Source organism: Streptomyces sp. NPDC003042 (genome assembly GCF_053591315.1).
This window is the reverse complement of sequence record NZ_JBSFTP010000039.1, coordinates 1-18,146: the sequence shown is the minus strand read 5'-3', so window position 1 is coordinate 18,146 and position 18,146 is coordinate 1. Positions and strand designations below refer to the sequence as shown.

The following is an 18,146-nucleotide window of genomic DNA, read 5'->3' as shown; positions in this document are numbered from 1 at the left end:
GTACGACCCCCCGTGCCACCGCGCGACCGTGCGGACCCCCTTGACGGGCCCGGGCGGCGGGGCGAGGCTCCCGGGTCTCGGGTCGAACGGGTGCAGCTGGGGGGCCGGTATGCCGGGGGAGTCTGTGCGGACGGTGGGGGAGCTGCGGGGGCGGCTCGCGCGGTGCGGGGCGCGGTGGTCCGTCAGCGAGCACCTCGCCGACGAGGAGCCGCTGCCGCGGCCGGCGCTCGGTCTGGAGCCGGGGGTGCGTCCGACGCCCGCCGCGGAGGCGGGGGCGGTGGACCTGCGGGCGCTCGTCGGGCGGGAGAGCGGCAATCCGCACCTCACCCGGCGTCGCGCCGCACACGGGCTGCTGCCCGACTCGGAGGCGGCCGTCGGCGCCCGGCCCACCGCCGTGGACTGGCGGAGCCGTTGGGGCTGGCCGTGGCTGACCAAGGTGAAGGACCAGAATCCGTGCGGGTCCTCCTGGGCCTTCGCGGCGGCGGCCCTCGTGGAGTCGATGGCCCGGATCGAGCACCACGTGTGGGCCCGGCGCTCCGAGGGGGACGTGCGCGACGCGCTGAAGTCCGCCTGCGGGCAGGGCGGCGACCCGGAGACCGCCCTGGACTGGATCCAGGCCAACGGCGGCCTCGCGGACCCGGACTGCTGGCCGTACGGCACCCCGCCCCCCGGCCTGCCCGCTGCCCGGCGCGAGGCCTGGCGGGCCGAGTACACGCCGAGCTGGGACCGTTCGGGCCGCACCGTGCGGATCAGCGACTACGTGCGGCTCGGCGACGTGGGACAGCAGAAGACCTGGCTGGACACCGTCGGACCGCTGACCGCCTGCTTCGACGTGTACGACGACTTCTTCGGGCTCGGCGCGGGCGTCTACCACCGCACCGGCGACCGGTACGAGGGCGGCCACTGCGTGCTGATCACCGGCTACGACGACGCGGCCGGCTGCTGGCTGTTCAAGAACTCCTGGGGGACCGGCCACCACGTCGGAGGCTACGGCCGGATCGCCTACGGCGAGGTCAACATCGACTACTGGGCCAAATGCGGCCTGCTCGGCACCAACATCGACCCCTGGAGCAAGCGCCGCCTGCACACGGGCAACGTGTACGAGAGCGGGAACGGCCGCTCCCACCGCAACTTCGAGCTGGCCGCCACCGCCGGCGGCGGACGGCTGCGGCACTGGTGGCGCGACGGCGACGCCCCCTTCGCCTGGTCCCGGGCGTCCGAGTTCGCGCACGACGCCTCCGGCCAGCCCGCCTTCACCGGGTCCACCTACAACCGGAACATGGAGTCCCTGCACGTCACCACCGGCGGCCGGCTGCGCCACTGGTACTTCGAGCAGTCCGGCGGCTTCTGGCGCGACGGCGGCGCCTTCGGGCCGGGGGACGCGGCGCCCGGTTCGACCCCGGCCTTCATCCAGAGCGACTACGGCAAACCGGGCAACTTCGAGGTCGTCGTCCGCACCGCCGACGGGCGCCTCAACCACTGGTGGCGGATCAACGGCGCCCCCTGGACCTGGAACGACGGAGGCCGCTTCGCCTCCGGCATCGCCCACTACGGCCCCGCCCTCGTCCAGACCCGCAGCCGCCACCTCGACCTCGTCGCCGCCCGCACCGACGGCCGGATGCAGCTGTGGTGGCGCGACGACCCCAACGGCTTCGCCTGGCGGCCCGGCGAGGTCTTCGGCAGCGGCATCACCTCCGCGCCCTGCCTGATCGAGGCCCAGTACGGGGCCGCGGACGAGGACACCGCCGGGAACTACGAGCTGTGCGCGGCCCGCGCGGACGGCCGCGTCGAACACTGGTGGCGGGGCAACGCGGGCGACGCGGCCTGGACCCGCGGCGCCGTCTTCGGACACGACGTGCGGGCCGTCACCGGGATGCTCCAGGGCAGTTTCGGGTTCAACCTGGAAGTCGTCGTCCTGCGCACCGACCGCCTGCTCCAGCACTACTGGCGCGACGGCGCGGGCTGGCACGAGGGAGCGGTCATCGGCCCGGCCTGAGGGGCCGTGCCCGAAAGGGGCTGAGGGGGCGTACGGCGTCGCCCGGTCCGCATCCTGGACGGGCCCCGGCTTGCACCCCTGTTGTATCTAAGCTGCGCCCATGCCGTCCCCCGCCGCCACCCCCACCGCCGCCGACCGCGTCTACCACCACGTCAAGCAGGGGGTGCTGGAGCGCCGCTACGAAGGCGGGACCCTGCTCACCGAGGGCGAGGTCGCCGAGGCCGTCGGGGTCTCCCGTACGCCGGTCCGCGAGGCGCTGCTGCGGCTGGAGACCGAGGGGCTGCTGAAGCTCTACCCGAAGAAGGGCGCGCTGGTCCTGCCGGTCTCCGCGCAGGAGATCACCGATGTCCTCGAAACCCGGCTGCTGGTCGAGGAGTTCACCGTACGCCGAGCCGTGCCGGCGCCCCCCGGCCTGCTGGAGCGGCTCGCCGCCCTGATCGACGAACAGCGGCGGCACGCCGACGACGGCGACCTGGCCGCGCTGATCGCCGCCGACCGGTGCTTCCACGCCGAGATCGTGCGCAGCGCCGGGAACCAGATCCTGAGCCGGCTCTACGACCAGCTCCGCGACCGGCAGCTGCGGATGGGCGTCGCCCTGCTGCACGCCCACCCCGACCGCGTGGAGCGCACCCTGGCCGAGCACACCGAGATCCTCGACGCGCTGCGCGCCGGGGACGGGCGGGCCGCGGCCGCCGCCGTACGCGGCCACATCGGACGGGTCGGGGCACTCGTGCGGGGGCCGGGCCGATGACGACAGCGGCCGTGCTCAAGGACCCTCCGGGCGGGCGGAAGGCCGTCGCCGTCTGGTCCATCGGCGTCGCCGTCTACTTCGTCGCGGTGATCTTCCGTACCAGCCTGGGCGTCGCCGGACTCGACGCCGCCGACCGCTTCCAGGTCAACGCCTCGGCGCTGGCCGCCTTCTCCCTCCTCCAGCTCCTGGTCTACGCGGGCATGCAGATACCGGTGGGCCTGATGGTGGACCGGCTCGGCACCAAGAAGGTGCTCACCCTGGGCGCCGTCCTCTTCACCGCCGGGCAGCTCGGCTTCGCACTGTCCCCCTCCTACGGGATGGCGCTCGCCGCCCGCGCCCTGCTGGGCTGCGGTGACGCGCTGACCTTCATCTCCGTTCTCCGGCTCGGCACCCGGTGGTTCCCGGCCCGGCGCGCACCGCTGATGGCGCAGCTGGCCGGGCTGGTGGGGATGGCGGGCAACCTCGTCTCCACCCTGGTCCTGGCGCCGGTCCTGCACGGCGTCGGGTGGGTTGCGGCCTTCGCGGGGAGCGCGGTGGCGGGGCTGATCGTCCTGGTGCCGCTGGTGCTGTTCCTGCGGGACCACCCGGAGGGGCACGCGCCGGTGCCCGTCGCCCGGGGCGGGGCGGCGGGCGGCGCGGCGGGCGGGGCGGCGGGCGGCGCGGCGGGCGGCGCGGGGGGCTTCGTACGCCGCCAGATCGCGGACTCCTGGCGGGAGCCCGGCACGAAGCTCGGGCTGTGGGTGCACTTCACCACGCAGTTCCCGGCCATGGTGTTCCTGCTGCTGTGGGGGATGCCGTTCCTCGTCGAGGCGCAAGGGCTGTCGCGGACCACCGCGGGCGGGCTGCTGACCCTGATCGTCGCCGCGAACATGGGCTTCGGGCTGCTCTACGGCCAGATCGTCGGCCGCCGCCAGTCCTCCCGCATCCCGCTGGCCCTCGCCACCATCGGACTCACCGCCACCCTGTGGGCGGCGGTCCTGGTCCATCCGGGGGATCGGGCGCCCATGTGGCTCCTGGTCAGCCTGTGCGTGGTGCTCGGCACCTGCGGTCCGGCCTCGATGATCGGCTTCGACTTCGCCCGTCCCGCAAACCCGGCCGAACGCCAGGGCACCGCGTCCGGGGTCACCAACATGGGCGGCTTCCTCGCCTCAATGACCACCCTGCTGGCGGTGGGCATCCTGCTCGACGCCACCGGAGACAACTACCGCGTCGCGTTCTCGTCGGTCTTCGCCCTGGAACTCCTCGGCGTCGCCCAGATCCTCCGCCTCCGCGGCCGGGCACTGGCCCGGGAACGGGAGCGCACGCGGCCACCCACTCCAGCGGCAACCAGCCCCGCCAGGGGGTATCCCCGGACGAAGTCTGGGGGGGGTTGAGGCGCGGGGTCCGGGGCGGAGCCCCAGACCCCGGCGCAGCCGGGCTCCAGAGCCCCGCCCCCGTCCCTACGGGGTCACGGCGAACGAGCCCAAAATGGCGTCGGCCAGCGCCACGTCCCCCTCCACCTTCACCCGGTCGGCGACCGTCCGCGCCCGGACCCGGCCCGCGGCGAGGCGTACGTACGTCTCCCAGTCCAGGGTCAGCGTCACCGCCGGGCCCAGCGACGGGGCCTTGTCCAGGGTGCCCCGCCCGGCCGCGTCGACCCGTACGGTCCGCATGAACTCCAGCGCCCCGTGCACGTCGACGACCACCGCCGAGTTCGCCGGCGCGCCCGCGAGCTTCGCGACGACCTTCGGCAGCCCGGCGAGGAGGATGTCCCGCGCCACGTACGCCCCCGGCGAGTCCCAGTTCCCCGGCACGCCCAGCGCCGCCCGCAGGTCCTGCTCGTGGATCCACACGTCGAAGGCGCGCAGCCGCAGCGCGTGTTCCAGCGTCACCTGGTCGCCCAGCGGCCCGCGCACCATGGTGGCCGGATCCCGCTTCTCGTTGCGCAGCTGGCGCGAGCGGCGGATGACGGTGTACTCCAGCTCCGAGGTCATCTCCGGTGCGGTGTGGTGACGCCGTACGTCGACCTGCACCTCCATGTACCGGGTGAACTCGTCGACCACGTGCCGCAGGTCCCGCGCCACGGTGTGGATCGGCCGCGGGTCCCCGAGCTGCTCACACTCGATGCCGATGATGTGCGACACGACGTCACGGACGGACCAGCCGGGGCAGGGAGTCGCCCGGTTCCAGTCACCCTCGGGCAGGGGGAGCACCAGCTCGGATATTGCCTCGATGGAATGCGTCCACGCGTCGGCATAGGGCTGAAGGCTGGGATGGACGGTCAACGGGACCCCTCGCGTGCTGTTCAGTGGCGCGTTGTGGACTGTTCCCAAAACTACGCTGCCGGTGAGCACCCCGGCAGTGCTTTCGTGTGACGATCGTAGGCCCGAGTTGACGGCTGTTATGCCAGGACGGTGGTACTGTGCGCGCCTCGCTGATCCAAATCGCGGTGACCGACGGGGAGTCGGTGGCTTCCCGACGCTCCCGGGTCGCCGGTCTCGTACGGGAGCAGAGCGCTTCCGACCTCGTCGTGCTGCCCGAACTGTGGACCGTGGGCGCCTTCGCCTACGAGCAGTTCGAGACCGAAGCGGAACCCCTGGACGGGCCGACGTACGAGGCCATGTCCAAGGCGGCGCACGACGCCGGAGTGTGGTTGCACGCGGGCTCGTTCGTGGAGCGCGCGGGTGACGGATCGCTCTACAACACCGCCCTCGTGCTGAACCCGGCGGGCGAGCTCGCCGCGACCTACCGCAAGATCCACCGCTTCGGCTTCGACCAGGGCGAGGCGGTGCTGATGTCGGCCGGTGACTCCCTCACCACGGTGGCCCTGCCGGAGCAGACGCTCGGCATCGCCACCTGCTACGACCTGCGCTTCCCGGAGCTGTTCCGCGGGCTGGTCGACGCTGGCGCCACGACGCTGGTGGTCGCGGCGGGCTGGCCGGCCCGCCGCCGGGCCCACTGGACCCTGCTGAACCGGGCGCGGGCGGTGGAGGACCAGTCGTACGTACTCGCCTGCGCGCTGGCCGGTACGCACGCGGGCGTCGAGCAGTCCGGGCACAGCCTGGTCGTGGACCCGTGGGGCGAGGTGCTGGCGGAGGCGGGCCCCGGCGAGGAGGTCCTCACGGTGGAGCTGGACCCGGCGAAGGTCGCCGAGACCCGGGAGCAGTTTCCTGCGCTCAAGGACCGGGTACTGGGCGTGCGGCCACCGCAGGCCACGGAGGGATAGATTTCGGCCATGTCCCTCCTCTACGTGACCGACCTGGCCTACCCGGCGCGCGGGCGCCGCTACGGCGACGAGGACATATTCCTCACCGCCCGGCTCCGCGAGCACTTCCCCCTCGCCCTGTGCCACCCGCTGGACGCGGCGGCCCTGATGGGCGGGTTCGACGCGGTGGTCGTCCGCAACAGCGGCCCGGTCCTGCACTACCAGCGGGCCTACGAGGAGTTCCGCGCCGCCGCGCTCGCCGCCGGGACCCGCGTCTACAACCCGCTCACGGGACGCGGTGACATGGCGGGCAAGCAGTACCTGCTCGACCTCACGGCCGCCGGCTTCCCGGTGATCCCCACGGTCGACGACCCGGCGGACCTGCACCTGCTGCCCGAGGCGGCGACGTACGCGGTCAAGCCCAAGCAGGGCGCGGACTCCATCGGCCTCACCTTCACGCCGACCCCGTCCGGCCCGGCGGGCGAGGTGCTGATCCAGCCGCGGATCGACTTCGCGTACGAGGTGTCCTTCGTCTTCGTCGACGACGCCTTCCAGTACGCCCTGTACGCCCCGGACCCGGCCCGCCGCTGGGAGCTGGAGCCCTACGAGCCGACCGCCGCGGACCTGGCCTTCGCCCGCCGCTTCGTCGCCTGGAACACCCTGGCGCACGGCATCCAGCGCGTGGACGCCTGCCGCGCGCCGTCGGGGGAGCTGCTGCTGGTCGAACTGGAGGACCTCAACCCGTACCTCTCCCTGGACCTCCTCCCGGCCGAGGCCCAGGACGCCTTCGTCAGCGCGCTCACGGGCTCCCTCCGCTCCTTCCTGTCCTGATCCGGGTTGGCGGAATGCCTGCGTCAGCCTGCGTGGCTTGGGCACACTTCGCAGAGGTCCGTCCGGCGGCTTGCGCCCCCTACGCCTCGAGGAGCCTCTGGTGTCGTCGCAGGAACTCGACTTAACGATCACTCCCGAACAGGCCATCTACGGCGTGATCCTGACCGTTTCGCTTCCGGTCGGGCCCGCCCGCCTGCGGATTCCGTCCGGGACGCGGGACGGCGAGCTGGTGCGGGCGCGGGTCGGAGGGCAGGAGGTGCTGGCGCGGATCAGGGTGGCGTCGGCCCAGGCTCCGAGCCCTGCCCCTGCCCCTGCCCCTGCCCCCGCCCCGTCACCGTTCCTGAGTCAGGCCCAGGCCCAGGCCCCGACCCGGGCGCAGGCGCAGGTCCCGGGTTGGCCGGGGGCGGGGGCCGCGGGCCCGCCGCAGCCTGGGCCGCCGGCCAAGAAGGGCGCCGCGGGATGCCTGGTGGCGGTCGGGCTCGTCGTGGCCGTGATCGTCGCGCTCGTCGTGGCCGACTCCGGGGACGACACCGACAACAAGACGTCCGCCTCCTCGACGCCCACCCCGTCGGCCAGTTCCTGGTCGCCGTCCCCGTCCTACAGCCCGTCCTACAGCCCCTCGTACCGGTCCACCCCCGGCACCGCGACCGAGCCCGCCACCACCGAAGCGGCCAGCCCGGCGCCCAGGCCGTACGACAAGGGCACCTGCCTCAACGGGACCCTGCCGGACTCGACGACGGCGACGCGTGTCGACGACGTGGAGGAGGTCTCCTGCTCGGCGTCCGACGCCCACTACCGGGTGATCGCGAGCATCCCGATGACCTCCGACATGGACCGCTGCGACGACTACCCCAAGACCGAGTACGCCTTCTCCCACCGCTACACCCTCAACGGCGCCGTCATCAACCAGTACGTGTACTGCCTGGTCGGCATCGGCTCGTACGCCCGCTGACCCGTCAGCGTCGCCAGCCCGCCGCAGGCCTTGTCGTACGGGCGTGACCGGGCGTTCATGCGCGGATGGCAAGCTGAAGCATGAACGATGCCGCTCCGGCGCCCACCCCCGCGCCCGCGCCCGCGCCCGCGCCCCGACGTGCCCGCGTCCTGGGTACGGTCCCATTTTTGCCAGCGGCTCCGCCCCGCCCTGCGGTCACGCGGTCCACAGGGCGGAAGAACGCCCCTGCTAAGCCCCCTCAAGGCCCACTGAACAACCCCTGAGCCCCCGTGTCCGCCGCCCTGGTGAGGGTGACGGCACGAGGGCTCTAGGTATTCCACGGCCGTAGAAGTTCGTGCAAGTTGCTGGCACGTCCGGGTGATCCGGCGCAAGCTCGTTCATGTTGATCGCCACCAGAGCGACCGGAGGGCACCATGACGTTGCACCGGCTTGGCAAGGACCCAGAAAGCCCCAACAACGGTTCCCCGACCGTCTACTTGGACGACGAGACCGGGAACTACATCCTGCAAGGGTGGCGCGTGACGGACGCGGAACGGCTGGCGCAGTTGGACATGCCCGCCCATGAGACCGTCATCGAGTTCCCGAAGCGCATGATGCAGTTCTTCCCGGAGGTGAACGGTGGCGCAGGAGCCGACGTTTGAGGATCTGTTCCGCGCCGCGAGGCACAGCGCGTACCACCTGGAGATGCGGGACGCCTACGCGCTGGATCAGGACTACGCCGAGTGGACTTCGGGCAACCGATTCGACCCGGCGGAACGTTGGCCCTGGTGGATCGACCTGGTCTCTGGGGCAGTTGCGCGGGGCGTCGATGTCCGCCGGGCGCGCGTCGTCTCCGAGCCCATCTCTACGTACGTGCGCTACGAGTACGAGCTGACCAGCGGCCACAACATCAAGGCCGGGGAGTCCGTGCGCTGGCTGCCCCGCCGGGAGACTTCCGGCCTGGCACTGCCCGGCAACGACCTGTGGCTCTTCGACGGCACGTACGTGCTCTTCAATCACTTCGACGGCAATGGAGAGATGACCGGTGAGGAGCTGGTCGCCGACCCCGCCGTAGTGGAACTGTGCTCGTCCGCGTTCACGGCCGTGTGGGAGAGGGCCACGCCTCACGAGGACTATCAGCCGGTCTGATCCAGGGCACCGAACATGACCTCGTCGTCCAGCGTCCAGCAAGCCCGGGAGGCCTTGGGCAAGCGCCTGCGCGAGATCCGGAAGGACTCCGGTCTCACCGCGCGGGAGCTTGCCTCCCGGGCCGGCTGGCATGAGAGCAAGTGCAGCCGCATCGAGAACGGGCGAACGGCGCCCTCCGACGGTGATCTCCGGATCTGGGCGCTGCACTGCGACGCGGAGGAGCAACTTGCCGACCTGATCGCCACAGCACGCAACATCGACGGCGCCTACGTCGAATGGCGACGTATGGAGCGCTCCGGCCTGCGGCGCGCGCAGGAGTCGGTCCTCCCCCTGTGGGAACGGACCCGGAACTTCCGCGCCTACTCCTCCTGGCTGATCCCCGGTCCCTTCCAGACACGCGCCTATATAGAAGCGTTGCTCACAGCGATTCGCGATCGTCGCGCGCTGCCCGATGACCTGGAAGCAGCCGTTCAAGTCCGTGTGGACAATCAGCGGGTCCTGTACTCCGGTCCCCACCGCTTCGCGGTTCTCCTGGAGGAGAGCGTCCTACGTCACCGGATCGGCGGCGCCGACACCATGGCCGGGCAGCTCGGCCACCTCTTGTCTGTGGCGACCCTGCCGAATGTCAGCCTGGGCGTGATCCCCACGACGGCCGACCGTACGGCGCTGTGGCCGGTAGAGGACTTCTGGATCTTCGATGAGGCGCAGGTCAACGTCGAGCTGGTGTCCGCGTTCCTCACGATCACTCAGCCCCACGAGATCGGCATGTACGCCCGCACGTTCGCCGACCTGGCGGATCTGGCCGTCTACGGAGCGCCGGCACGCGCCCTGATCGCAGCATCCATAGACGCTCTCGGGTGACCAGCCGCAAGTCTTCGCAAGTTCGTTGAGGTGCGATCCCGGGCGTTCCTAGAGTGGTCGGCATACGGACGACACGAGGAGCGGACCGTGAAGCCGATCACGTATGCGCAACCCCCGGTAGAGCTGCCGTTGCGAACAGACGCGGAGCCCGTACCGGCGGCCGGCTGCGGAGTGTGCGCCGCCCTGGCCGACCAGCGTAGAGAGGCCCGCTTGAGGGGCGACGGCTCCACGGTGAGCGACTGCAATGTGGAACTCCGGAACCACCCGCACCTCAAGGGGTCGGCATGAGAGCGGTGCTCCGGTATGTCAGCCACGTCATGCATCGCCATCCCTCGGCGGAGACGACGGCCACCGCGCGCTGTCTGAATCCGGACTGCCAATGGATCTCCGCACCGACCGGCAACGCGGACGTGTGCACCGACATGTGCATCCAGCACACCGGTCGGACCGGTCACATGACCTTCCTCCGGGAGTTCTCGGAAGTCGCCGTGGTGGAGCGTATGCCCTGAGCAGGCGCTTCGTACGGGTGTGATCCTGCGTTCACAGGCGGATGGCAAGCTTGAAGGATGAACGATGCTGCCCCGGCGCCCACCCCTGCGCCCGCGCCCCGCCGACGTGCCCGTGTCCGCGCTCCCGAGCTGGTCGGGAAGGGGGGCTGGCTGAATACCGGTGGGAAGGAGCTGACCCTCGCCGATCTGCGGGGACGCGTTGCGATTCTCGATTTTTGGACCTTCTGCTGCATCAACTGCCTGCACGTCCTCGATGAGCTGCGCGAGCTGGAGGAGAAGCACCGGGACACCGTGGTGATCATCGGCGTGCACTCGCCGAAGTTCGTCCACGAGGCCGATCACGCCGCCGTCGTCGATGCCGTCGAGCGGTACCAGGTGCACCACCCCGTGCTGGACGACCCCGAGCTCGCGACGTGGAAGCAGTACGCCGTGCGGGCCTGGCCCACGCTCGTGGTGATCGACCCCGAGGGGTACATCGTCGCCCAGCACGCCGGTGAAGGGCATGCCCACGCCATCGAGCGGCTCGTGGTGGAGCTGGAGGCCGAGCACGAGGCCAAGGGGACCCTGCGGCGCGGTGACGGGCCGTACGTGGCGCCCGAGCCGGTCGCGACCGACCTGCGGTTCCCGGGCAAGGCGCTCGTGCTGCCCTCCGGGAACCTGCTGGTGTCCGACACCACCCGGCACCAGCTGGTGGAGCTCGCCGCCGACGGGGAGAGCGTCGTACGCCGGGTCGGCGGCGGGGAGCGCGGATTCGGGCCGGACGCCTTCAGCGAGCCGCAGGGGCTGGCGCTGCTGCCCGACGGGAGGGTCGTGGTCGCCGACACCGTCAACCACGCGCTGCGCGTCTTCGACCCGGCCACCGGGGCCGTCGAAACCGTCGCGGGGACCGGGCGGCAGTGGTGGCAGGGTTCGCCCACCTCCGGACCCGCGCTGGAGGTGGCGCTGTCCTCGCCGTGGGACGTGGCCTGGTGGCAGGGCCGGGTGTGGATCGCGATGGCCGGGGTGCACCAGCTGTGGACCTGGGACCCCGGGGCGGGCACGGTCGAGGTGGCGGCCGGGACCACGAACGAAGGGCTCGTCGACGGCCCGGCCGCCGAGGCCTGGTTCGCTCAGCCGTCCGGGCTCGCCGCCGCCGGGGACCGGCTCTGGGTCGCGGACTCCGAGACCAGCGCCCTGCGGTACGTGGAGGCCATCGACGCGGGCTACGCCGTCCACTCCGCCGTCGGCACCGGCCTGTTCGACTTCGGCCACCGCGACGGCGACGCCGCCCAGGCCCTGCTCCAGCACCCGCTCGGGGTGACCGCCCTGCCGGACGGCTCGGTCGCGGTCTGCGACACGTACAACCACGCGCTGCGCCGGTTCGACCCCGCCACCGGGCAGGTCTCGACGCTCGCCACCGACCTGCGCGAGCCCAGCGACGCCGTCCTCGTCGGCGACGACATCGTCGTGGTCGAGTCCGCCCGGCACCGGCTGACCCGGCTGCGGCTGCCCGAGGAGGCGGTACGCGTGGAGTCCGTGGCCCACCGCACCCAGCGGGCCGCCACCGAGGTCGCCCCCGGCACGCTGCGCCTCGACGTGGTCTTCCAGGCCCCGGCCGGCCAGAAGCTCGACACCCGCTACGGTCCGTCCACCCGGCTCCTGGTGTCCTCGACCCCGCCGGAGCTCCTCGCGGCGGGCGAGGGCCCCGGCACGGACCTGTTCCGGGAGCTGGCGCTGAACCCGGAGGTCACCGAGGGGGTGCTGCACGTCTCGGCGATGGCCGCGTCCTGCGACGACGCCCCTGACAACGAGTACCCGGCCTGCCATGTCCACCAGCAGGACTGGGGAGTTCCGGTCAAGGTCACCGCGGGCGGCGCGACCCGCCTCCCGCTCGTCCTCGCCGGGATGGACGCCTAGGAGGAACGCCCCGTAAGGGGGGCTCAGCCCTCCAGGAAGGCCAGCAGGGCGTTCGCGAGCAGGTACGGGTCGTCGGCCCCGCACAGCTCGCGGGCGCTGTGCATCGACAGGATCGCGACGCCGATGTCCACCGTCCGGATGCCGTGGCGCGCGGCCGTGATCGGGCCGATCGTCGTCCCGCAGGGCATGGAGTTGTTGGAGACGAACGTCTGCCACGGGACCCCGGCCCGCTCGCAGGCGCCCGCGAACACCGCGCGCCCGCCGCCGTCCGTCGCGTACCGCTGGTTGACGTTGACCTTCAGGATCGGGCCGCCGTTGGCGCGCGGGTGGTGCGACGGGTCGTGGCGCTCCGCGTAGTTGGGGTGCACGGCGTGCCCGGTGTCCGAGGACAGGCAGATGGTGTCGGCGAAGGCCCGCGCCCGGTCCTCGTACGAGCCGCCGCGCGAGAAGACTGAACGTTCCAGCACGTTGCCCAGCAGCGGGCCGTCCGCTCCGGTGTCCGACTGCGAGCCGTTCTCCTCGTGGTCGAAGGCGGCGAGTACGGGGATGTGGTCGAGCTTGCCGGCGCTGGAGACGGCGGCCAGGGCGGCGACTCCCGCGTGCACCGACAGCAGGTTGTCCATCCGCGGGCCGGCCAGCAGCTCGCGGTCACGACCCAGGTAGGCGGGCGGTTCGATCGAATGGACCATCAGGTCCCAGCCGGCGACGGAGCCTTGAGGAAGGCCTTCTTCCTCTTCCAGGAAGGCGATCAAGTCCCCCTCACGCGCTTCGCCGAGGCCCCAGATCGGCTGCATGTGCCGCTGCTTGTCGAGCTTGAGGCCGTCGGTGTTCACCGACCGGTCCAGGTGCACGGCGAGTTGGGGCACGCGCAGCAGCGCGCGGTCCACGTTCACCAGGTGCTCGCTGCCGTCACGCAGGGTCAGCCGCCCGGCCAGGCCCAGGTCCCGGTCCAGCCAGGTGTTGAGGAGGGTGCCGCCGTAGATCTCGACGGCGACCTGCCGCCAGCCCTGCGAGCCCGTGTCCGGTACCGGCTTGACCCGCAGGTTCGGGGAGTCGGTGTGCGCGCCGATGATCCGGAACGGGGTGTGCGCCGCCGCGCCTTCGGGCACGTACCAGGCGATGAGCGCGCCCCCGCGGAGTACGAACCTGCCTCCCGTACCCGAGTCCCAGGCGTCCGATTCCGACAACTGACTGAAGCCTGCCTTTTCCAGCCGCTCGGCCGCGTTGGCCACGGCGTGGTACGGCGACGGACTGGCCGTCAGGAAGGTCATCAGATCGTCGGTGTGGCCGCGGTCGAAGCGGGCGGGAGAGCTCATGTGGTTCACCTTAACGACGGTCGTGTTCGCCATGGCCGGACTGCGGCGGATAGCGAAAAGGTCGAGGATCACGGGGTGCGTGGCCCGTCATCCCTTCGCTTTCAGCCCGGCGGACGCTCGAATCTGCGCTGCAGTTGTCTGCGCTCGCCCCGGCGGATGCGCGGGAGCATCTCGGGGGTCTGCGCCGGGCGCTGCGCGCGTCTTTTGCGTCCGGCGCAGAAGATACAGGCCTCGCCGGGCGGAGCATCGGGGTCGATCGGCGCGCCGGGGTGCTCGGAGCATCCCGAGGCGTTGCGCGGGCGCGACAGCTCCCGGGCCACGATGAAGGCGCGGTGGAGGTCGTCCGCGATCCGTACGAAGTCCTGGTCGGGGGAGCCCAGGGTGAGGTGGAAGCGCTGCTCGTCGATGGTGCGCACGAAATGCCGCAGGACGTCGAGGGTGTACGGGGGCTCCGGGACGGGGTATCCGAGGCGCCGCTGCTCCCCGGCGGGGGCCGAGGCGGGCCGGCCGCCCTGGAGGCGCCGGCCGAGACGGCGGCGGTCGTTGCAGATGAGGCAGCGGCCCCAGCCGTCGGGCGCCTCGGGGTCGAGGGCGCCGTTGGGGTGCTCGGGGCAGCCGGTGTAGCTCTTGGCGGGCGCGAGGGCGGAGGCCGTCTGGAAGGCGATGTAGAGGGCGTCGGCCACCGGGTCGTACTCGGCGGGGTGGGAGCCGTCGTAGAGCTCATTGACGCGGTCGCCGAGCGCGCCCACATTCGCCTGCAGCTCCTTGAGGGCATACGGGCGCCCCGTGGGGACCGAATACCCCCTGCTGCGGTGTCGCTCCTGTGGACTCATGTCTACGAGCGTCCCACGAACCACCGACAACAGTGACCGGACCCCTGTGCGGAAGGGTCCGGCCACTGTACGAACGTCTGCGGTCCGCGAGGCGTGACCTGCTAGAAGGCGGCCTCGTCGAGCTCCATCAGGGAGTTGTCGACGGTCTCGGCGAGCGCGCGGGCGACGGAGACGCCCGGGAGGACCTGGGACGCGTAGAACTTCGCGGCCGCGATCTTGCCGGTGTAGAAGGGCACGTCCTTCGCGGAGGCCGTGGCGAGCTTCTCGGCGGCCACGGCCGCGCCCTTGAGCAGCAGGTATCCGACGACCACGTCGCCGGAGGCCATCAGCAGGCGGGTGGTGTTCTGGCCGACCTTGTAGATGTTCTTGACGTCCTCGCCGGTGGCGGTGAGGTCGACGATCATCTGGCCGACGATGCCCTCCAGGTCCACGGCGGCCTTGGCGAGGGCGTCGCGGGCGGGGGCGAGGTCGTCGCCGCCGACGGCCTCGGCGAGGAACTTCTTGATCGTCTCGGAGAGGATGTTCAGCGAGGCGCCCTGGTCGCGGACGATCTTCCGGAAGAAGAAGTCCTGGCCCTGGATGGCCGTGGTGCCCTCGTAGAGGGTGTCGATCTTGGCGTCGCGGATGTACTGCTCGATCGGGTATTCCTGGAGGTAACCGGAACCGCCGAAGGTCTGCAGGGACTGGGCGAGCAGCTCGTAGGACTTCTCCGAGCCGTAGCCCTTCACGATCGGCAGGAGCAGGTCGTTGAGGCCGATCTCGGCGGAGGCGTCCTCGCCGGCGGCCTGCTTGACCTGGATCTCGTCCTGGACGGAGGCCGTGTAGAGGACCAGGGCGCGCATGCCCTCGGCGTAGGCCTTCTGCGTCATGAGCGAGCGGCGCACGTCGGGGTGGTGCGTGATGGTGACCTTGGGCGCGGCCTTGTCCATGAAGTTCGCCAGGTCCGGGCCCTGCACGCGCTCCTTGGCGTACTCCAGCGCGTTCAGGTAGCCGGTGGAGAGGGTGGCGATGGCCTTCGTGCCGACCATCATCCGGGCGAACTCGATGATCATGAACATCTGGCGGATGCCGTCGTGCTTGTCACCGATCAGCCAGCCCTTGGCGGGGTGCTGGTCGCCGAAGGTCATCTCGCACGTGTTGGAGGCCTTGAGGCCCATCTTGTGCTCGACGTTCGTCGCGTAGACGCCGTTGCGCTCGCCCAGCTCGCCGGTCTCCCAGTCGAAGTGGAACTTCGGCACGAGGAAGAGGGACAGGCCCTTGGTGCCCGGGCCGTGGCCCTCGGGACGCGCGAGGACGTAGTGGAGGATGTTCTCCGACATGTCGTGCTCGCCGGACGTGATGAAGCGCTTCACGCCCTCGATGTGCCAGGAGCCGTCGGCCTGCTGGATCGCCTTGGTGCGGCCGGCGCCGACGTCCGAGCCGGCGTCCGGCTCGGTGAGGACCATGGTCGAGCCCCACTGCTTCTCGACGGCGATCTCGGCGACCTTCTTCTGCGCCTCGTTGCCCTCTTCCCAGAGGATGCCGGCGAACGCCGGGCCGGAGGAGTACATCCAGACGGCCGGGTTCGCGCCGAGCAGCAGCTCCGCGTAGCCCCAGATGAGGGAGCGGGGCGAGGTGGTGCCGCCGATGGCCTCGGGCAGGCCCAGACGCCAGTACTCGGAGTCCATGAAGGCCTGGTAGCTCTTCTTGAAGGAGGCCGGGACCGGCGCCGTGTTGGTGGCCGGGTCGAAGACCGGCGGGTTGCGGTCGGCGTCCTCGAAGGAGTCGGCCAGCTCGTTCTCGGCGAGGCGGGTCAGCTCCGACAGGACGCTCTTGGCGGTCTCGGTGTCCATCTCACCGAACGGGCCGGTGCCGTACAGCTTGTCGCGGCCGAGCACCTCGAAGAGGTTGAACTCGATGTCGCGGAGATTCGACTTGTAGTGCCCCATGGCGACGGCTCCGTTAAGGCTCGGGGAGACAGGTTCCTCGTACATACCGATCGGTAATGTCATGATGCTACCCGCCGGTAATAAGAATCAACCCCTTCGCCGACGACTGTGACCAGCATCAAGCCGGAAGTGCTCGAAGGCCGCCGGAAGTGTGGCGGGATCGCGTGTCCTGCGGCGCGGGGGCCGCTCGGTAGGCTTCGGCCCATGTACGGCTACGACCAGAACGTGAGCGCGGGGCAGCAGCAGCAGCAGTACGCCGCCCCCCAGCAGATGGCCGGCGGGTACGGCGAGCAGCCGCTGTACCCCGAGCCCTCGCCGCCGTCGCTCGCCGACGCGGTACGGGCCTTCACGACGGGGTCGCTGTCCGCCGAGGACTTCCAGCAGATCTTCGCGACGTCGAAGGTCTACTGCCCGCGCGGCGACACCCCGGGATTCCTGGCGCTGCACAACACGCAGCAGCCGGTCATCCCGATGTTCACCACGCTCAAGGAGCTGCGCCGGTACGCGGGCAAGGAGTCCAAGTACTTCGTGATCACCGGCGCCGAGGTCATCGACCTGCTGCCGACCGGCTACGGCTTCGTCCTCGACATGGAGGGCGACCACCGGATGGTCTTCGACGCGAAGGCGGTCGAGCAGATGGTCGACTTCGCGATGCGCCGCATGTACGGCTAGACGCCGATGCCGCGCAGACGGCTGGAAGCCGTATCGGCTGATCGCTGACGGCGGGGCGGGGGCGGGGGCGGGCGGACGATGCTGAGGGTGCACTTCACGGCCGAGGACCTGTTCAACGTCACCTTCGCGAGTGAGCCGCTCCCGCTGGTGGAGCTGTGCACGGCGCTCGTCGCCTGGCAGCGCACGGACGAGCGGGCGGTTTTCGGCCGCTGGCGCAGTGCCGTCGGCCGGGAGCTGCCGGTCGGGGTGCGCCCGCTGCTGGACCTGCTGCGCCCGGACGGCGACAACCCCGCGTTCGTCGAGCCGTTCGCGCGGACGCTGGAGGAGGGCCTGGCCGCCGTACGGGACGCCGGGCCGCTGCTCACCGCCGACCAGCTGGGGCGGGCGGCCGCGCGGGCCCCGGGCTCCGCGTCCTGGCTGCGCGCGCTGTGGGGCCAGGACCGCGAGGCGTGGGACCGGCTCGACGGCGCGATCCGGTCCGCCCACGAGGTGGTCGTCGCCCCGCAGTGGCCGCGGATCCGGCAGTCCTTCCAGGCGGACGTGGCCTGGCGCACCCGGCTGCTGGCCACCCACGGGATCAAGGCCTGCCTGGCCAGTACGCATCCCGCGGCCGGCTGGTCGGGCACCGTCTTCGAGGTGGACCGCCCGCCGGGCTTCGAGGTCCGGCTCGGCGGGCGCGGGCTGCTCCTGATGCCCTCGCCGTTCTGGACGGGGCGCCCGCTGCTGGCCGAGCATCCGGACGGCCCGCACGTCCTGCTGTACCCGGCCCTCACGCCGCTTCCGCTCGTGGGGCCGGGTCCCGCCGAGGGGGCGCTGGACGCGCTGCTGGGGCGGACCCGGGCGGCGGTGCTCCAACTGCTGGTCCGGCAGCGCACGACGAGCGAGCTGGCCCGGGACCTCGCCATCAGCCTGCCCTCGGTCTCCGAGCACACCCGCACGCTGCGCGCGGCCGGGCTGATCACCACCGAACGGGACGGCAAGGCGGTCCTGCACTCGGTGACGGGCCTGGGCGTGGACCTCCTCCGCAGCGGCGGCTGACCCGGCTCCTTTCGGGCAGGCCCGAAACCATCGCGGCCCGCGTGTGCCCTGCCGCACCATCGCTGTGGCGGGGGATCCACGGGGGGTCCCCCGCCCTCCGACGGGGGAGGCGGCGACGTCGAGGCGTACGTCCATGGAAGCGGGCCGGGGATTCCCCCGGGCGGATCGTGCCGCCCATGGGCCGCCCGGTCCTCGGTACCCGCGTCCGGCTGCTCGACGACGCGCTGCGGCCGGTGCCCCCGGGCGTCGCG

The 18,146-nt window shown here is 71.6% G+C and carries 17 protein-coding genes; 13 read left to right on the top strand and 4 right to left on the bottom strand.

The window, feature by feature from the left end:
* Positions 1-109: 109 nt before the first annotated feature.
* The 3 genes from ACWDYJ_RS19990 to ACWDYJ_RS19980 all read left to right on the top strand — a co-directional run bounded on the left by ACWDYJ_RS19990 (position 110) and on the right by ACWDYJ_RS19980 (position 4,120).
* Positions 110-1,996 carry a C1 family peptidase gene (locus ACWDYJ_RS19990; RefSeq protein WP_451566894.1) on the top strand — a complete coding sequence of 629 codons (1,887 nt, stop codon included), beginning with the start codon at positions 110-112 and terminating at the stop codon, positions 1,994-1,996.
* 100 nt (positions 1,997-2,096) lie between these two features.
* Positions 2,097-2,747, top strand: a complete 651-nt coding sequence (locus ACWDYJ_RS19985) for a GntR family transcriptional regulator (protein WP_451566893.1) — start codon at positions 2,097-2,099, stop codon at positions 2,745-2,747.
* A complete protein-coding gene (locus ACWDYJ_RS19980) occupies positions 2,744-4,120 on the top strand; it encodes an MFS transporter (protein ID WP_451566892.1) in 1,377 nt (458 codons plus the stop codon). The genes ACWDYJ_RS19985 and ACWDYJ_RS19980 overlap by 4 nt, the downstream gene beginning before the upstream one ends.
* 66 nt (positions 4,121-4,186) lie before the next feature.
* On the opposite strand, the gene ACWDYJ_RS19975 is transcribed toward ACWDYJ_RS19980, so the two are convergent.
* Positions 4,187-5,011, bottom strand: coding sequence for a maleylpyruvate isomerase family mycothiol-dependent enzyme (locus tag ACWDYJ_RS19975; RefSeq protein ID WP_451566891.1), 825 nt, complete (start codon positions 5,009-5,011; stop codon positions 4,187-4,189).
* 137 nt (positions 5,012-5,148) lie between these two features.
* Here ACWDYJ_RS19975 and ACWDYJ_RS19970 point away from each other — a divergent pair, with 137 nt between their 5' ends.
* The 8 genes from ACWDYJ_RS19970 (at position 5,149) to ACWDYJ_RS19935 (ending at position 12,108) form a co-directional block, all read left to right on the top strand.
* Positions 5,149-5,952, top strand: a complete 804-nt coding sequence (locus ACWDYJ_RS19970) for a carbon-nitrogen family hydrolase (RefSeq protein WP_451566890.1) — start codon at positions 5,149-5,151, stop codon at positions 5,950-5,952.
* A 9-nt stretch (positions 5,953-5,961) separates the two neighbouring features.
* The gene (locus tag ACWDYJ_RS19965; RefSeq protein ID WP_451566889.1) at positions 5,962-6,762 is read left to right on the top strand and encodes a hypothetical protein; all 801 of its coding nucleotides are present in this window, start codon (positions 5,962-5,964) and stop codon (positions 6,760-6,762) included.
* A gap of 100 nt (positions 6,763-6,862) precedes the next feature.
* On the top strand, positions 6,863-7,714 hold the full coding sequence (locus tag ACWDYJ_RS19960) for an LppU/SCO3897 family protein (RefSeq protein ID WP_451566888.1): 852 nt from the start codon (positions 6,863-6,865) through the stop codon (positions 7,712-7,714).
* A 413-nt stretch (positions 7,715-8,127) separates the two neighbouring features.
* Positions 8,128-8,355, top strand: a complete 228-nt coding sequence (locus ACWDYJ_RS19955; protein ID WP_451566887.1) for a hypothetical protein — start codon at positions 8,128-8,130, stop codon at positions 8,353-8,355.
* Entirely contained in the window at positions 8,333-8,842 is a 510-nt protein-coding gene (locus tag ACWDYJ_RS19950) for a DUF6879 family protein (RefSeq protein ID WP_451566886.1), read from the top strand. The genes ACWDYJ_RS19955 and ACWDYJ_RS19950 overlap by 23 nt, the downstream gene beginning before the upstream one ends.
* A 15-nt stretch (positions 8,843-8,857) precedes the next feature.
* Positions 8,858-9,703 carry a helix-turn-helix domain-containing protein gene (locus ACWDYJ_RS19945; protein WP_451566885.1) on the top strand — a complete coding sequence of 282 codons (846 nt, stop codon included), beginning with the start codon at positions 8,858-8,860 and terminating at the stop codon, positions 9,701-9,703.
* 284 nt (positions 9,704-9,987) lie between these two features.
* Positions 9,988-10,212, top strand: coding sequence for a DUF7848 domain-containing protein (locus tag ACWDYJ_RS19940; protein ID WP_451566884.1), 225 nt, complete (start codon positions 9,988-9,990; stop codon positions 10,210-10,212).
* A 57-nt stretch (positions 10,213-10,269) separates the two neighbouring features.
* Positions 10,270-12,108, top strand: a complete 1,839-nt coding sequence (locus ACWDYJ_RS19935; protein WP_451566883.1) for an NHL domain-containing thioredoxin family protein — start codon at positions 10,270-10,272, stop codon at positions 12,106-12,108.
* A 23-nt stretch (positions 12,109-12,131) separates the two neighbouring features.
* Here the strand turns inward: ACWDYJ_RS19935 and ACWDYJ_RS19930 are convergent, their stop codons facing one another.
* The 3 genes from ACWDYJ_RS19930 to ACWDYJ_RS19920 all read right to left on the bottom strand — a co-directional run bounded on the left by ACWDYJ_RS19930 (position 12,132) and on the right by ACWDYJ_RS19920 (position 16,185).
* Positions 12,132-13,424, bottom strand: a complete 1,293-nt coding sequence (locus ACWDYJ_RS19930; RefSeq protein WP_451566882.1) for a M18 family aminopeptidase — start codon at positions 13,422-13,424, stop codon at positions 12,132-12,134.
* A gap of 101 nt (positions 13,425-13,525) precedes the next feature.
* Positions 13,526-14,257, bottom strand: coding sequence for a hypothetical protein (locus ACWDYJ_RS19925; RefSeq protein WP_451566881.1), 732 nt, complete (start codon positions 14,255-14,257; stop codon positions 13,526-13,528).
* A gap of 101 nt (positions 14,258-14,358) precedes the next feature.
* Positions 14,359-16,185: an acyl-CoA dehydrogenase gene (locus tag ACWDYJ_RS19920; RefSeq protein WP_451566940.1), complete on the bottom strand. Its 1,827-nt coding sequence runs from the start codon at positions 16,183-16,185 to the stop codon at positions 14,359-14,361.
* 204 nt (positions 16,186-16,389) lie between these two features.
* Here ACWDYJ_RS19920 and ACWDYJ_RS19915 point away from each other — a divergent pair, with 204 nt between their 5' ends.
* Together ACWDYJ_RS19915 and ACWDYJ_RS19910 are read left to right on the top strand one after the other, a co-directional pair.
* Entirely contained in the window at positions 16,390-16,857 is a 468-nt protein-coding gene (locus tag ACWDYJ_RS19915; protein ID WP_451566880.1) for an SseB family protein, read from the top strand.
* A gap of 87 nt (positions 16,858-16,944) precedes the next feature.
* On the top strand, positions 16,945-17,895 hold the full coding sequence (locus ACWDYJ_RS19910) for a DUF5937 family protein (RefSeq protein WP_451566879.1): 951 nt from the start codon (positions 16,945-16,947) through the stop codon (positions 17,893-17,895).
* Positions 17,896-18,146: the final 251 nt, after the last annotated feature.

Bases quoted from the DNA above. Each gene is read 5' to 3' on its own strand.
- ACWDYJ_RS19990 (WP_451566894.1), top strand. From the start codon at position 110: ATGCCGGGGGAGTCTGTGCGGACGGTGGGGGAGCTGCGGGGGCGGCTC.
- ACWDYJ_RS19985 (WP_451566893.1), top strand. From the start codon at position 2,097: ATGCCGTCCCCCGCCGCCACCCCCACCGCCGCCGACCGCGTCTACCAC.
- ACWDYJ_RS19980 (WP_451566892.1), top strand. From the start codon at position 2,744: ATGACGACAGCGGCCGTGCTCAAGGACCCTCCGGGCGGGCGGAAGGCC.
- ACWDYJ_RS19965 (WP_451566889.1), top strand. From the start codon at position 5,962: ATGTCCCTCCTCTACGTGACCGACCTGGCCTACCCGGCGCGCGGGCGC.
- ACWDYJ_RS19955 (WP_451566887.1), top strand. From the start codon at position 8,128: ATGACGTTGCACCGGCTTGGCAAGGACCCAGAAAGCCCCAACAACGGT.
- ACWDYJ_RS19945 (WP_451566885.1), top strand. From the start codon at position 8,858: ATGACCTCGTCGTCCAGCGTCCAGCAAGCCCGGGAGGCCTTGGGCAAG.
- ACWDYJ_RS19940 (WP_451566884.1), top strand. From the start codon at position 9,988: ATGAGAGCGGTGCTCCGGTATGTCAGCCACGTCATGCATCGCCATCCC.
- ACWDYJ_RS19935 (WP_451566883.1), top strand. From the start codon at position 10,270: ATGAACGATGCTGCCCCGGCGCCCACCCCTGCGCCCGCGCCCCGCCGA.
- ACWDYJ_RS19930 (WP_451566882.1), bottom strand. From the start codon at position 13,424: ATGAGCTCTCCCGCCCGCTTCGACCGCGGCCACACCGACGATCTGATG.
- ACWDYJ_RS19925 (WP_451566881.1), bottom strand. From the start codon at position 14,257: ATGAGTCCACAGGAGCGACACCGCAGCAGGGGGTATTCGGTCCCCACG.
- ACWDYJ_RS19920 (WP_451566940.1), bottom strand. From the start codon at position 16,185: ATGGGGCACTACAAGTCGAATCTCCGCGACATCGAGTTCAACCTCTTC.
- ACWDYJ_RS19915 (WP_451566880.1), top strand. From the start codon at position 16,390: ATGTACGGCTACGACCAGAACGTGAGCGCGGGGCAGCAGCAGCAGCAG.